Annotated in this window: 13 protein-coding genes; 4 read left to right on the plus strand and 9 right to left on the minus strand. The window is 68.9% G+C overall.

Annotated features, from left to right (window positions below; all coding sequences use genetic code 11):
* Positions 1-39: 39 nt before the first annotated feature.
* Entirely contained in the window at positions 40-1,284 is a 1,245-nt protein-coding gene (gene ubiH / locus EVS83_RS11290) for a 2-octaprenyl-6-methoxyphenyl hydroxylase (RefSeq protein WP_133501150.1), read from the plus strand.
* Positions 1,281-2,453, plus strand: a complete 1,173-nt coding sequence (locus tag EVS83_RS11295) for an FAD-dependent oxidoreductase (protein ID WP_133501151.1) — start codon at positions 1,281-1,283, stop codon at positions 2,451-2,453. The genes ubiH and EVS83_RS11295 overlap by 4 nt, the downstream gene beginning before the upstream one ends.
* Positions 2,454-2,502: 49 nt before the next feature.
* On the opposite strand, the gene EVS83_RS11300 is transcribed toward EVS83_RS11295, so the two are convergent.
* The 5 genes from EVS83_RS11300 to EVS83_RS11320 form a co-directional block, all read right to left on the minus strand.
* Positions 2,503-3,453: an EF-hand domain-containing protein gene (locus EVS83_RS11300; protein ID WP_133501152.1), complete on the minus strand. Its 951-nt coding sequence runs from the start codon at positions 3,451-3,453 to the stop codon at positions 2,503-2,505.
* Between the two features lie 111 nt (positions 3,454-3,564).
* The gene (gene rlmM, locus EVS83_RS11305; RefSeq protein WP_133501153.1) at positions 3,565-4,671 is read right to left on the minus strand and encodes a 23S rRNA (cytidine(2498)-2'-O)-methyltransferase RlmM; all 1,107 of its coding nucleotides are present in this window, start codon (positions 4,669-4,671) and stop codon (positions 3,565-3,567) included.
* A 4-nt stretch (positions 4,672-4,675) separates the two neighbouring features.
* Entirely contained in the window at positions 4,676-5,251 is a 576-nt protein-coding gene (locus EVS83_RS11310; RefSeq protein ID WP_133501199.1) for a nucleoside deaminase, read from the minus strand.
* 5 nt (positions 5,252-5,256) lie between these two features.
* Positions 5,257-5,754, minus strand: a complete 498-nt coding sequence (locus tag EVS83_RS11315) for a hypothetical protein (protein ID WP_133501154.1) — start codon at positions 5,752-5,754, stop codon at positions 5,257-5,259.
* Positions 5,755-5,777: 23 nt separating this feature from the next.
* Entirely contained in the window at positions 5,778-7,523 is a 1,746-nt protein-coding gene (locus EVS83_RS11320; RefSeq protein WP_133501155.1) for a glutamine--tRNA ligase/YqeY domain fusion protein, read from the minus strand.
* Positions 7,524-7,595: 72 nt separating this feature from the next.
* Here EVS83_RS11320 and EVS83_RS11325 point away from each other — a divergent pair, with 72 nt between their 5' ends.
* On the plus strand, positions 7,596-7,859 hold the full coding sequence (locus EVS83_RS11325) for a putative signal transducing protein (protein WP_133501156.1): 264 nt from the start codon (positions 7,596-7,598) through the stop codon (positions 7,857-7,859).
* A 115-nt stretch (positions 7,860-7,974) separates the two neighbouring features.
* On the plus strand, positions 7,975-8,634 hold the full coding sequence (gene msrA / locus EVS83_RS11330) for a peptide-methionine (S)-S-oxide reductase MsrA (protein ID WP_133501200.1): 660 nt from the start codon (positions 7,975-7,977) through the stop codon (positions 8,632-8,634).
* A 25-nt stretch (positions 8,635-8,659) separates the two neighbouring features.
* Here msrA and EVS83_RS11335 read toward each other — a convergent pair whose 3' ends face one another.
* From EVS83_RS11335 to ahpC, 4 genes are all read right to left on the minus strand, one after another.
* Positions 8,660-9,304 carry a hypothetical protein gene (locus EVS83_RS11335; RefSeq protein ID WP_133501157.1) on the minus strand — a complete coding sequence of 215 codons (645 nt, stop codon included), beginning with the start codon at positions 9,302-9,304 and terminating at the stop codon, positions 8,660-8,662.
* Positions 9,305-9,307: 3 nt separating this feature from the next.
* Positions 9,308-10,252, minus strand: a complete 945-nt coding sequence (locus EVS83_RS11340) for a LysR substrate-binding domain-containing protein (protein WP_133501158.1) — start codon at positions 10,250-10,252, stop codon at positions 9,308-9,310.
* 138 nt (positions 10,253-10,390) lie between these two features.
* The gene (gene ahpF, locus EVS83_RS11345; RefSeq protein WP_133501159.1) at positions 10,391-11,971 is read right to left on the minus strand and encodes an alkyl hydroperoxide reductase subunit F; all 1,581 of its coding nucleotides are present in this window, start codon (positions 11,969-11,971) and stop codon (positions 10,391-10,393) included.
* Positions 11,972-12,149: 178 nt separating this feature from the next.
* Positions 12,150-12,713 (minus strand): alkyl hydroperoxide reductase subunit C, encoded by a 564-nt coding sequence (gene ahpC, locus EVS83_RS11350; protein WP_115647074.1) that lies wholly within the window; start codon positions 12,711-12,713, stop codon positions 12,150-12,152.
* Between the last annotated feature and the right edge of the window lie 153 nt (positions 12,714-12,866).

Here is a 12,866-nt window from a genome sequence, read left to right on the forward strand (position 1 = left end):
TTCTAACGGAGCCCGCGGGGCCGGCCGTATCATGGCCGCATGAACGACGCCGCCCCGCGCACGCACGACCTCGTCATCGTCGGAGGCGGCCTGGTCGGCGCGAGCCTAGCCCTCGCGCTGGAGCCCCTGGGTCTCGACGTCGCTTTGGTCGACGCCGCGCCCGCCGGCGAAATGCCGGCCGTGTTCGACGAGCGTTCGCTCTCCTTCGCCGAAGCCACCGTCAACGCGCTGGACGCGCTCGGCGTCATGCCGCTGCTGCGCGCCGCGGGCGGACCGATCCGCCGCATCGTGATCAATCGCGCCGGCGATTTCGGGCAGGCGCGGCTGGAGGCCGAGCGCTACGGGCGCACCGAGTTCGGTCGCGTCGTCGTCGCGCGCGATTTCGGCCACGCACTGGAGGCGCGACTGGACGCGATGCGCGGACTCACGCGCTATCGCCCGGCGCGGTTGGTGGGGACGTCGCTCGACGGAATCTCGCGCCGTGTGATGGTGCAGACGCCGGATGGCGTGGTCGAGCTCGCCGCGAAGCTGGTCGTCGGCGCCGATGGCACGACGAGCGCGCTGCGCGACGCACTGGGCATTCGCACGGACGCCACCGACTACGGCCACACGTTGTTCGTCGCGCGCCTGCGCACGGAGCGCGCGCCCGACGGCACGGCGTACGAGCGGCTCACCGACGACGGCCCGACGGCACTGCTGCCGCGCGCGGATCGTCATTACGGGCTCGTGCATGGCGTGGCCGACGACGAAGCGGATGCGGTCGATGCACTCGACGAAGGTGCGTTTCTCGCCCGCCTGCAGTTGGGATTGGGCTGGCGGCATGGCCGCCTGCTCGCCTGCGGTGCGCGCAGCCGCTATCCGGGTCGACGCGTCATCGCGAAGTCGACCACCGCGCCGCGTGCCGTGCTCGTCGGTAACGCCGCGCAGACGATCCATCCGCTCGGCGCGCAGGGTTTCAACCTCGGCCTGCGCGATGCGTTGACGCTCGCGGAGGAAGTCGCGTCGGCAATGTCGGGTGGACCCGAGGCGATCGGTAGCGACACGATGCTGGTGCGCTATGCCGAACGCCGTGTCGAGGATCGTCGACGCACGCTCGCGTTTTCCGACCGGCTTCTGCGCGTCGGCACCGCACGCGGCGCTCTGGTGCGGCCGCTGCGATCCGCCGCGCTGCTCGCGCTCGATCATCCGTCGTGGCTGCAGGCCTGGCTGGTCGGCGGCGCGAGGGGGTATCGCGGCGACGTGCCCGCGCTCTGTCGCGGCAACGACGGACGCCGAAGCGCATGAGCCGGCGCGAGACGGTCGACATCGCCATCGTCGGCGGCGGGGTGGTCGGCGCGGCCGCGGCGCTCGCGTTCGCGCGCGACGGATGGAGCGTCGCCCTGCTCGAAGCGCGCGAGCCGCCGCGTTGGCGTGACGAGGTGCCCGACCTGCGTGTTTACGCGCTGGCGCCCGACGGCATGGCGCTGTTCGACACGCTCGACGTGGGCAGCTCGATCCGCAGCGCACGCGCTTATGCCTATCGCGGCATGGAGGTCTGGGATGCCGCGGGCGGTGGCGCCTTGCGCTTCGATGCGGACCGTTTCGCACGTCGCGAGCTGGGGTGGATCGTCGAGCACACGCTGCTCGTCGATCGGCTGTGGCAGTCGCTGCAGCGCGAAGACGTTGCGCTGCACGTGCCCGCGTCGGTCGCTGGTTTCGAGCAGGACGACGGGCGCGCGACGTTGCGCCTCGACGACGGGCGTCGTCTCCATGCGCGACTGGTCGTCGCGGCCGACGGCGCCGCCTCGGCGCTGCGAACCTTCGCGGGCATCGACGCGCCGCTTCACGACTACGCGCAGGGCGGACTCGTCGCGTACGTCGACACCGAAGTCGCGCTCGACGCGACCTGCTACCAGCGCTTCCTGCCGACGGGGCCGCTGGCGTTCCTTCCGGTCGCGGCGCATCGCGCGTCGATCGTGTGGTCGGCGCCGATCGACGAGGCGAAGCGCTTGCGCGAGCTCGATGACGATGCGCTGTCGCGTGCGCTCACGGACGCGTCGGCGCTGCGGCTCGGCGTGGTTCGTCCCGCATCGCCGCGCGCCGTGTTTCCACTGCGGCGTCAGCTTGCCGAGCGCTATCGAGAAGGTCGGCTGTTGCTGATCGGCGACGCGGCGCACGTCGTGCATCCGCTCGCGGGGCAGGGCGTGAATCTGGGGCTTCGCGATGTCGCGGCATTGCGGGCGGTATTGCCGCGCCCGGGTCGGGATGCCGATCCGGCGACATCGCGTCTGAATCGTTGGGCACGCGAACGTCGAAGCGCGTGCACGCGCGCGGCGCTCGCGTTCGAAACGATCAATCGGGTGTTCTCGAACGACACGCCGGTCGCGACGATGTTGCGCGGGCCGGTGCTCGGCCTTGCCGGTCGGCTTCCGCCCCTGCAGCACGCGCTGTGGCGCGAGGCGGCGGGGTTGTAACGAAATCGCCCCGCACGGGGCGGGGCGTCGGTTTCGCGTTCGATCGATCTTACGGCTTGCGCGTGTTGGACGACGGCATCGCGTCGTATTCCGACTGCGAGATGCTGCCGTCGTGGTTCGCGTCGAGCGTGCGGAAGCGGGCCTTGAGGTTGGCCTGCACGCCGGCTTCCTTCGCGCTCAGCTTGCCGTCGCTGTTGACGTCCAGCATCTGGAACGCCGACGCGGAGCCCACGCCCTGCAGCATGTCGTGCACCGGACGCGAGTTCTTCGCGAGGCCACCCGCCGAGATCCAGCTGCGCAGCTCGTCGGTGCCGATGCGGCCGTCGCTGTTGGCGTCGACGGTGGCGAAGTCGGAGTTCAGCGTGAGGTTTGCGGCGGCTTCCTCGCGGCTCAGGTAGCCGTCGTGGTTCGCGTCGAGCAGTGCGGTGTCGATGCTGAAGCGCGTTCCAGAACGCATGTCGGCGACCGCACCCGGTGCCGAAGTGGCGACGACGGCGGTGTCGGAGGCCATCGGCGAGGCCGGCACGGCGGGCGTTGCAGGCGTCACGGCGACCGGCGGTGCGGGCGGCGTTGCGGCGTCCACGGCCGCCTTCGCGTTCGCGTCGGCCTGCACGCTGGCGGCTTCGCTCGCACGTGCGGCGACGGTCGCTTCCGCGGCGGTGTCGACCGGTGCAGCGCTCGAGCTCGCGCCGCTCGCAGTGCCGGTCGCTTCGTGCGCGGCCTGCACGGCATTGTTCTTGGCGTGCTCCGCGGCGACGGAGGCCTCATGCGCGGCCTGCGCCGACGCGGCATCACCGGTCTGCGCCGCGGTCTTCGCCGCGCGCTTGGCGTCGTTCGATGCGGCGCGCGCGGTCTTCGCGGCCTCGTTCGCGCGCTGGGTCGCGACGTCGGCCTGGACCGTCGCGGCCGCCTGGTCGACGCGCTGCGCCATCGCCGGCGCGGCAAGGCCCAACGTAGTCGCGAGCGCAACGGCGAGAGTGCTGGTGCGGAGAGTCGTCATGGTCGTGCCCTGTGGTGGGAAATCACGACGACGCTAGGAGAGTCGACATCAATCGTGCGTCGACGTTTGCTTAGTCGCGGGTTGCGCCGTCAGCGCACAGACAGGGATGTATCAGCCGCGTAGACGCGCGAACACCGTGATCTCTTCGCGGTCGTGGTACAGCTGCTTCGCGCGCCATTCGACCGGCTGACCTACCTCGCGCTCGAACAGCGACAGGCACTGCCGCGTTTCGTCCCAGCGCTTCTTCATCGGCAGCTTGAGGTTGAAGATCGTGCGCCGGCACCAGCCTTCGCGCAGCCATGTCGCCATGCGTTCGGCGACGCGACGCGGCTGTTCGACCATGTCGCAGACCATCCAGTCGAGCGTGCGCTTGGGATGCCAGACGAAGCCGTCGGCACGTAGATGTTCGACGCGTCCACTATCGATCAAGTGCGCGGCCAGCGGGCCGTTGTCGACGCTGATCACGCGCACGCCGTTGCGCATCAGCACCCAGCTCCAACCGCCGGGCGCCGCGCCCAGGTCGGCGGCGTGCATGTTCTCCTTGAACCACGCCTCGCGTTCCTTGGCATCGAGCAGCGTCAGAAACGCTTCCTCGAGCTTGAGTGCGGAGCGGCTCGGCGCCTGCGGATGCATGCGCAGGCGCGGAATGCCCATCGGCCACTCGCTGCCGTCGTGCGGATCGACGATGCCGAGATGCGCATAGTCGCCCGATTCGAGCAGCACGTGCAGGCGCGGGCGATCGGGCGAATCGATGTAGGTCAGCCAGCCGGCCTCGCGCAGTGCCGGGCGCAGTGCATTGCCGAGCGCGCGTGCGAGCGCCGCGAGCGGCTTGCCTTCGTCGGTGTCGGCGTGTTCGACGCGCACGTCGCCGAAGTGCAGCGTCGGCGTACCGAGCGTGGCCTGCATGGCGGCAACGATCGCACCGACGCGGTCCGGCTTGGCCGGGCCGACGACGCCGAGGGACGGCAGCTCCGCGAACGCCACGAGTTTCTGCCGCGCGAAGATCAGGTCGCGGAAGGGCAGTGCCTGCGACAGCGCGTCGGCGTCGTCGCAGACGAATCGCACGAAGCCGCTGCCGCGCTCGGTTCGCGCATAGCCGGCAAAGCCGAGCGCGCCGGCGCGCTCCGTGAACTCCGCTGCGAGTTCCGGCTCGAAGCCCGCGCGGCAGTAGCCGAGCAGTGCGGGTTGCGCGATCGCAGTCGTGTCGGAGGTGGGCATCGCGTCAGTAACGCGCGCCGCCGGACGTCGAGTAGTGGCGTAGGACGTCGCAGGCGGCCTCGCGCTGCACGTCGCGCACCACGGCGATGCCGCGACGTTCCAGTTCGCCCACCCAGTCCGCCGGCAGCGGACCTTCGTCGAACTCCGTCAATGCTTCGACGTCTTCGCTGCGTGCGCCGATCAGGAGGCGGTCGACGCCCGCCCACACCGTCGCGCCATAGCACTGGCAGCACGGCTGTGCGGACGTCGCGAGCGTGATTGGACCCACGCGTTCGCCGGTCGGCGATTCGTTGAGCCGCGCGCGCTGCGTGCGCTGCTGCGCGAGCATGTAGGCCATCGTTTCGGCGTGCGCGACCGAGCAGGTCTGCGGCAACACGCGATTGACGCCCACCGCGATCACGCGATCGTCGGGGCCGAAGACGGCCGCGCCGAACGGGCCGCCGCTGCGGGCATCGACGTTGCGGCGCGACAGATCGATCGCGAGCGCGACCTTCGCATCGTCGCCTTCGTAGACACGCGCGGTGTCCACCGCCTCGTGCACCCACGCCGGCAGCGTGAGGTGCACCTGCGCATACAGCATCATCGTCAGTGAGCCACCGGTGTGGAGTTGCCGCCCGCGTCCTGGCACGTGCCGGCGACGCAGCTGCAGCTATGGATGTCCTTGAAACCGCAGGTCGACGAGATGCCCTTGCGCGCGCACTCGGCCTGCACGGCCGCCGGATCGACCGGCGAGTTCTTGTTCACGCAGGCCGGCATCGCGCCGCAGCAGCTGCCGACGTTCTTGACCGCGCAGTCGGAATCGCTCGCGCAGCTCGTCACCAGCTTCGGAGCGTTCGGCGCCTCGACGCGTTGCGGCGGCAGACCATCGCTTTTTCGCGGTGGTGGGCGATCGCGGCCCGCCATCACGTCCTGGTTCGCGCTGGCGGGCGTCGAATGAGCTGCCGGCGGTGCAGCGTCGCGCATTGCCGACGACGCATCGTTCGACGTCGTCGCGGCCGGCGTGTCGGTCGTCGCCTGCGGACGCGCGCAGCCGGCGAGGAGCCCGAGTGCAAGGAGGATCGGAGCGAACATGGACATGCGCATGGCGACTCTCCGGAGGGGGAACCTCAAGCCTTGCCCGACCAGGTGTCACGCAGCGTGACGCTGCGGTTGAAAACCGGACGCGCCGCCGAATGGTCGTAACGATCGGCGACGAAGTAGCCGATGCGCTCGAACTGGAACGACGTCTCCGGCGCAGCCTGCGCAGCGGACGGCTCGACGTAGCCCGTCACCACGCGACGCGATTCCGGGTTGAGGTAGTCGCGATACGTCTTGCCGCCTTCGTCGGTGTCCGGATCCGGCACGGTGAACAGGCGGTCGTACAGACGGATCTCGGCTTCGACCGCATGCTTCGCGCTGACCCAGTGGATCGTGCCCTTGACCTTGCGGTTCGCGCCTTCCATGCCGGGCCGCGATTCGGGGTCGAGCGTGCAGCGCACCTCGACGACGCGACCGTCGGCGTCCTTGATCACTTCATCGCAATGCACGATGCCGGCACCACGCAAACGGACGTCACCACCGACGGTGAGGCGCTTGAAGCCCTTCGGCGGCACTTCCTCGAAATCCTCGCGTTCGATCCACAGCGCGCTGGAGAACGGCACCGTGCGTTCGCCCGCGGCTTCGTCCTTCGGATGGTTCGAGAACGTCAGCGATTCCTCGTGCCCGTCCGGCAGGTTGGTGATGACGAGCTTCAGCGGATCGACCACGCCCATGCGGCGCTGCGCGGCGGCGTCGAGGTCGTCGCGCAGCGCGCCTTCGAGGATCGAGATGTCCAGCAGCGAGTTCTGCTTGGAGATGCCGACGCGGTCGACCATCAGCTTCAGCGCGCCCGGCGTGTAGCCGCGACGGCGGATGCCCTGCAGCGTCGGCATGCGCGGATCGTCCCAGCCGTCGACGAGGCCGTCGCTCACCATCGCGAGCAGCTTGCGCTTGCTCATCACCAGGTAGTTGAAGTTCAGGCGCGAGAACTCGATCTGGCGCGGCTTGGCGGCCTCGCGCGGGAAGCCCTTGTCGAGCAGCGGCTTCAGCAGCTCGGGACGGTTGACGAGGTCAACCTTGTCCACGCACCAGTCGTACAGCGGGCGGTGGTCCTCGAACTCGAGCGTGCACAGCGAATGCGTGATGCCCTCGATCGCATCGCTGAGCGAATGCGCGAAGTCGTACATCGGATAGATGCACCACGCGTTGCCGGTGTTCTGGTGCTCGACGTGCTTGATGCGGTACAGCGCCGGATCGCGCAGGTTGATGTTGCCGCTGGCCATGTCGATCTTCGCGCGCAGCGTGCGCGCGCCGTCGGCGAACTCGCCCGCGCGCATGCGGCGGAACAGGTCGAGGTTCTCTTCGGCGCTGCGATCGCGGAACGGCGATGGACGGCCCGGCTCGGTCAGCGAGCCGCGGTATTCACGCACCTGCTCCGCGGTGAGGTCGTCGACGTAGGCATCCCCCTGCGCGATGAGCTTCTCCGCCGCGAGGTAGAACACCTCGAAGTAGTCCGACGCGTGACGCAGCGCATGCCACTCGAAGCCGAGCCAGCGCACGTCATCCTGGATGGCGCGCACGTACTCGGGGTCTTCCTTCGCGGGGTTGGTGTCGTCCAGGCGCAGGTTGCAGCTGCCGCCGAACTCGGCCGCGACGCCGAAATCCAGGCAGATCGCCTTCGCGTGCCCGATGTGCAGGTAGCCGTTCGGCTCCGGCGGAAAGCGCGTGCGGATCGCCTGGTGCTTCCCGGCCGCGAGGTCCTCCCGGACGATCTGGCGGATGAAGTCGTTCTTGACGCCGGTTTCAGGCGCGGCGTTCTCGGGCGATGCGGACATGCGGGCTTGCAACCACGTGGGGAAGCCCGCAGTTTAACGAAGAAGGCCGCTCCGGCCCTGCGGGAGACCGCCATGAAGCCCGTCTACGACGCCGCGAACCTCATCGACGCCCATCTCGTGCGCCATGCGCTCGAGGACGCGGGCATTCCGGTGTTCATCCGCGGCGAAGCGCTCACGGGCGCGATCGGCGAGCTGCCGCTGCAGGGCATGGTGCAGGTCTGCGTACCGGAGGTCGCGTGGCCCGAAGCCGATGCGATCGTCCGCGAACTCGATTTCGGCGAACCGATCGTCGCCGACGACGAAGCTGACTGGGATCCCGGCCTCGCGCCGATCTGACGCATCCGTCGTCACCACCGCGGCGTAACCCTCCACGAGGTCGCATTCGCGTCGCGAATGCTGCGCTCACCGTCATCGCCGGCCCGGCCGGCAGGAGACCTTCATGCTCGACAAACTGCTCGGAATCGGCGCCTACAAGCAGCGCATGCCGCGTGCCGGGGAGGCGCTGCCCGGTCGCGACGCCGCCATGCCCGTCCACAACGCGCACCACGTGCACGGCCGACCGATCCAGGGCGAGTTTCCGGGCATGGAGCAGGTGCAATTCGGGCTCGGCTGCTTCTGGGGCGCCGAGCGGCTGTTCTGGAAGATTCCGGGCGTCTACACGACGGCTGTCGGCTATTCGGGCGGCGAAACACCGAACGCGACGTATCGCGAGGTCTGCAGCGGCATGACCGGCCACACCGAAGCCGTGCTCGTCGTTTACGACCCGAACGAGGTGACGTTCGACGCGCTGCTCAAGGCGTTCTGGGAAGGCCACGACCCGACGCAGGGCATGCGCCAGGGCAACGACGTCGGCACGCAGTACCGCTCGGCGATCTACTGCACGACGCAGGCGCAGTACGACGCCGCGATCGCGAGCCGCGATGCCTACCAGCAGCGCCTGCGCGAAGCCGGCCTCGGCGAGATCACCACGGAAATTCGCTATCCCGCACCGACGTTCTATTACGCGGAAGACGACCACCAGCAATACCTGTCCAAGATCCCGAACGGGTATTGCGGGCTGGGCGGCACCGGCGTGAGTTGCCCGATCGGCGTGGGCGTCGGCGCGACCTGATCGCGCCGGGGTTCACGCGACGGCGTCAGCGCGCGACCGTGCGCAGCGAACAGACGTAGATCACCTCGCAGGCGCCGTCGCCGCTGTCGTCGCGCGACATCGAACTGCGCCACGTCCAGCCATCGGGTGCATCGGCTTCGACGAGCCAGCCGTCGACGCGCACGCGGTCGCCTTCGCGGACGTCCGCGAGTGCGCTCGCCGCCGCCGCGTTCGCCGGGATCATGTGCATGTTCGCGCTGGAGCGAACGATTTCGTCGGGCGGGATCGGCGCGTCGCCCGACCAGCGATACGTGTACCAGCGCCCGGACTGCGAAATGTCGAGACGATCGAGCACCGCGTCATCGCGCATGCGGCCCCAGCCGAGCGCGAGATCGGTGGGCGACAGGTCGGATTCGCGGCCGCTCGAATAGTCGTGGCGCGACAGCACGCGCGCATCGACGCTGAAACCGGCGAGCGGTTGAAGCGTGGCCGCGCGCAGGCGGAACGGGCCGACGCCGGACGGCAAGCGGCTCTGCAGCGGCTCGGCGAACGCCGACACCGCTGGCGGCATCGGACAGCTCACCGAGCCGACCGCTTCCGCTGCACGCGCGCGATGTCGACTCGGGCCGACCGGCGAGAACCACCAGCCGACCGCCGCGATCACCAGTGCGATGGCGACGCCGCGACGCATCGATCAGCCCGCACGCCGCGCGCGTTTGGCCGCGGGCTTCGACGACGGTGGCATGAGCAGTTCGCCCGGCAGGCTGCGGAATTCTTCGGCGAGGCGTTCCAGGAACTCGCCCATCGCCGAGCTGCGACGCCAGACCATCGCGATGCGCCGATGCGGGATGTCGCCCGAGAACGGCAGCAGCGCGACGTCCGGCGACGGCGGCACCGGCGGCTGCACGGCGAGCATCGGGAGCAACGTCATGCCGACGCCCGCGGCGACCATCTGTCGCAGTGTCTCCAGCGACGTCGCGCGGAAACCTTCGCGCTCGCCGGCGCCGGCGAGGCGGCAGACGTCGAGCGCCTGGTCGCGCAGGCAATGGCCTTCCTCGAGCAGCAGCAGGTCGGCATCGCGCAGGTCGTCGCTGTGCAGCGATCCGTTCGACGCGATGGGATGCGTGCGCGGCGCGGCGAGCACGAAGGGTTCGTCGAACAGCGGCTCGATGCGCAGCTGGTCGTCGTGCACGGGAAGCGCGAGGATGCCCGCGTCGAGTCGCCCGTCGCGCAGGCGCTGCAGGATCTGGTCGGTCTTTTCCTCGACGAGCAGCAGCTCGAGCCGCGGGAACCGCGTACGCACCGCGGGCAGCACGTGCGGCAGGAGGTACGGGCCGAGCGTCGGGAACAGGCCGAGGCGGACGCTGCCGGCTTCCGGATCGCGGCTGCGGCGTGCGACCTCGATCATCTGGTCGACTTCCGCGATCACGCTGCGCGCGCGCTCGGCCACGTCGCGGCCGACCGGCGTCAGCATCACGCGTCGCGGCGCACGTTCGACGAGCGCCACCCCCAGCTCCTCTTCCAACTTCTTGATCTGCGTCGACAGCGTCGGCTGGCTGACGAAACTCGCCTGCGCCGCACGCCCGAAATGGCGGTGGTCGGCGAGGGCGACGAGGTACTTGAGGTCACGCAGGTTCATGCGTCGATGGTAGGGCCGCTTCGGGCGCTTTTCCATCGAACATGCGGTTTCGATTCACGAGATCGATGAACGGCGAAGCCCGGATGCGCAGGCACCCGGGCTTCGTTTGCGGCTGCGATCGAGCGCGACAGCGCGCGCTTAGGCAGCCTGCGCCTGCTCGGCCGGCGCCGAGGTGCGGATCAGGTGGTCGAACGCGCTGAGCGCGGCCGTCGCACCGGCACCCATCGCGATCACGATCTGCTTGTACGGCACGGTCGTGGCGTCGCCGGCGGCGAACACGCCGGGAACGCTGGTCGCACCGCGATCGTCGATCACGATCTCGCCGCGCGGCGTGAGCTCTACCGCGCCCTTCAGCCATTCGGTGTTGGGCAGCAGGCCGATCTGCACGAACACGCCCTCGAGCTCGATCGTGCGGGATTCACCCGAAGCGCGATCCTTCACGACGAGACCGGTCACCTTCGCGCCGTCGCCGAGCACTTCGGTCGTCTGCCCGCTGGTGATCACGTCGACGTTCGACAGGCTGCGCAGCTTGCGCTGGAGCACGTCGTCCGCGCGCAGCTTGGAATCGAATTCGATCAACGTGACGTGCGCGACGATGCCGGCGAGGTCGATCGCGGCCTCCACGCCCGAGTTGCCGCCGCCGATCACCGCGACGCGCTTGCCCTTGAACAGCGGGCCGTCGCAGTGCGGGCAATAGGCCACGCCTTTGTTGCGGTACTGCTCTTCACCGGGCACGCCCATCTGCCGCCAGCGCGCACCGGTGGTCACGATGACGGACTTCGCCTTCAGCGACGCACCGTTCTCGAGATCCACCGTAATCAGGCCGTCGTTGCCGGCCGGGTGCAGCTTGCTCGCGCGTTGCAGGTTCATCACGTCGACTTCGTAGTCGCGCACGTGCTGCTCCAGCGCGGTCGCGAGCTTCGGGCCTTCCGTGTACGACATCGAGACGAAGTTCTCGATGGCCATGGTGTCGAGCACCTGGCCGCCGAAACGTTCGGCCGCGACGCCCGTGCGGATGCCCTTGCGCGCCGCGTAGATCGCCGCCGCCGCGCCCGCCGGGCCGCCGCCGACGACGAGCACGTCGAATGCGTCCTTCTTCGCGATCGATTCGGCCGCGCGCGACGCCGCGCCGGTGTCGAGCTTGGCGAGGATCTGCTCGATCGTCAGACGACCCTGATCGAACGGCTGACCGTTGAGATAGATCGTCGGCACCGACATGATGCCGCGCGCTTCGACTTCGGCCTGGTAGAGCGCGCCATCGATCGCGACGTGCTTGATGTTCGGGTTCAGCACGCTCATCAGGCTCAGCGCCTGCACCGTGTCCGGGCAGCTCTGGCACGACAGCGACATGTAGGTCTCGAAGCGGAACTCGCCTTCGAGTTCGCGCACCTGGTGCGCGACGTCGTCCTCGATCTTCGGCGGATGGCCGCCGACCCACAGCAGCGCGAGCACCAGCGAGGTGAACTCGTGGCCGAGCGGAATGCCGGCGAAGCGCACGTCGATATCGGTGCCGGCGCGCACGATCGCGAACGACGGCTTGCGCGCGTCGTCGTCGGTGCGGACGTACTCGACCTTGTCGGACAGCGTGGCGATGTCGCGCAGCAGTGCTTCGAGTTCGCGCGCGGCGTCGGATTCGTCGAGCGACGCTTCCAGCCGTATCGGCTGCTGCAGGCGTTCGAGGTAGGCGGCGAGCTGGGACTTCAGGCTTTCGTCGAGCATGGCGGGTTCCATGGCTAACGGAATGGCGGGCACGCACGGGCCGCAAGCGGTCGATGACTGCGCTTGCGAACGGCGGGTTCGGATGCTGTCGACAGCATCATCGCGATCGCACTGCGATGCCGCTGTCGACAACCTCCGGAGAACGCCGCGCGACGTGCGCGCGGCGCTCCGGTATCACTTAGATCTTGCCGACGAGGTCGAGCGACGGCGCGATGGTCTTGGCGCCTTCGTTCCACTTGGCCGGGCAGACCTCGCCCGGATGCTCGGCGACGTACTTGGCGGCCTTGAGCTTGCGCAGCGCTTCCTTCATGTCGCGCGCGATCGCGTTGTCGTGCACTTCATAGGCCTTGATCACGCCTTCCGGGTTGACGATGAACGTGCCGCGCAGGGCGAGGCCTTCCTCGTCGATGTGCACGTCGAACGCCTTGGTCAGCGCGTGGGTCGGGTCGCCCACCAGCGGGAACTTCGCCTTGCCCACGGCCGGCGAGATCTGGTGCCAGACCTTGTGCGAGAAGTGGGTGTCGGTCGTGACGATGTAGACCTCGGCGTTGTTCTTCTGGAACTCGGCGTAGTTCTCGGCCGCGTCCTCGACTTCGGTGGGGCAGTTGAAGGTGAAGGCCGCCGGCATGAACACGATGACCGACCACTTGCCCTGCAGGCTCTTGTCGGAGACTTCGACGAACTTGCCGTCGTGGAACGCCTGGGCGGTGAACGCCGGCACCTTCTTGTTGATCAGGGACATGCGGTTTCCTTGGAGGGGAGGGGTTGACTGAACAGGGGCATCCTACCGGCCGACGAAAGGTAGATCAAATCGATCTATACAATTCGGTCGATAGGCAGCATCAATGAACGGATGAGCAGCGTTTGCGACGGCCGCCTCCCGACCGGGACTTTC

It is taken from the genome of Cognatilysobacter terrigena, from assembly GCF_004361065.1.
In the GTDB taxonomy this organism is placed as follows: Bacteria; Pseudomonadota; Gammaproteobacteria; order Xanthomonadales; family Xanthomonadaceae; genus Cognatilysobacter; species Cognatilysobacter terrigena.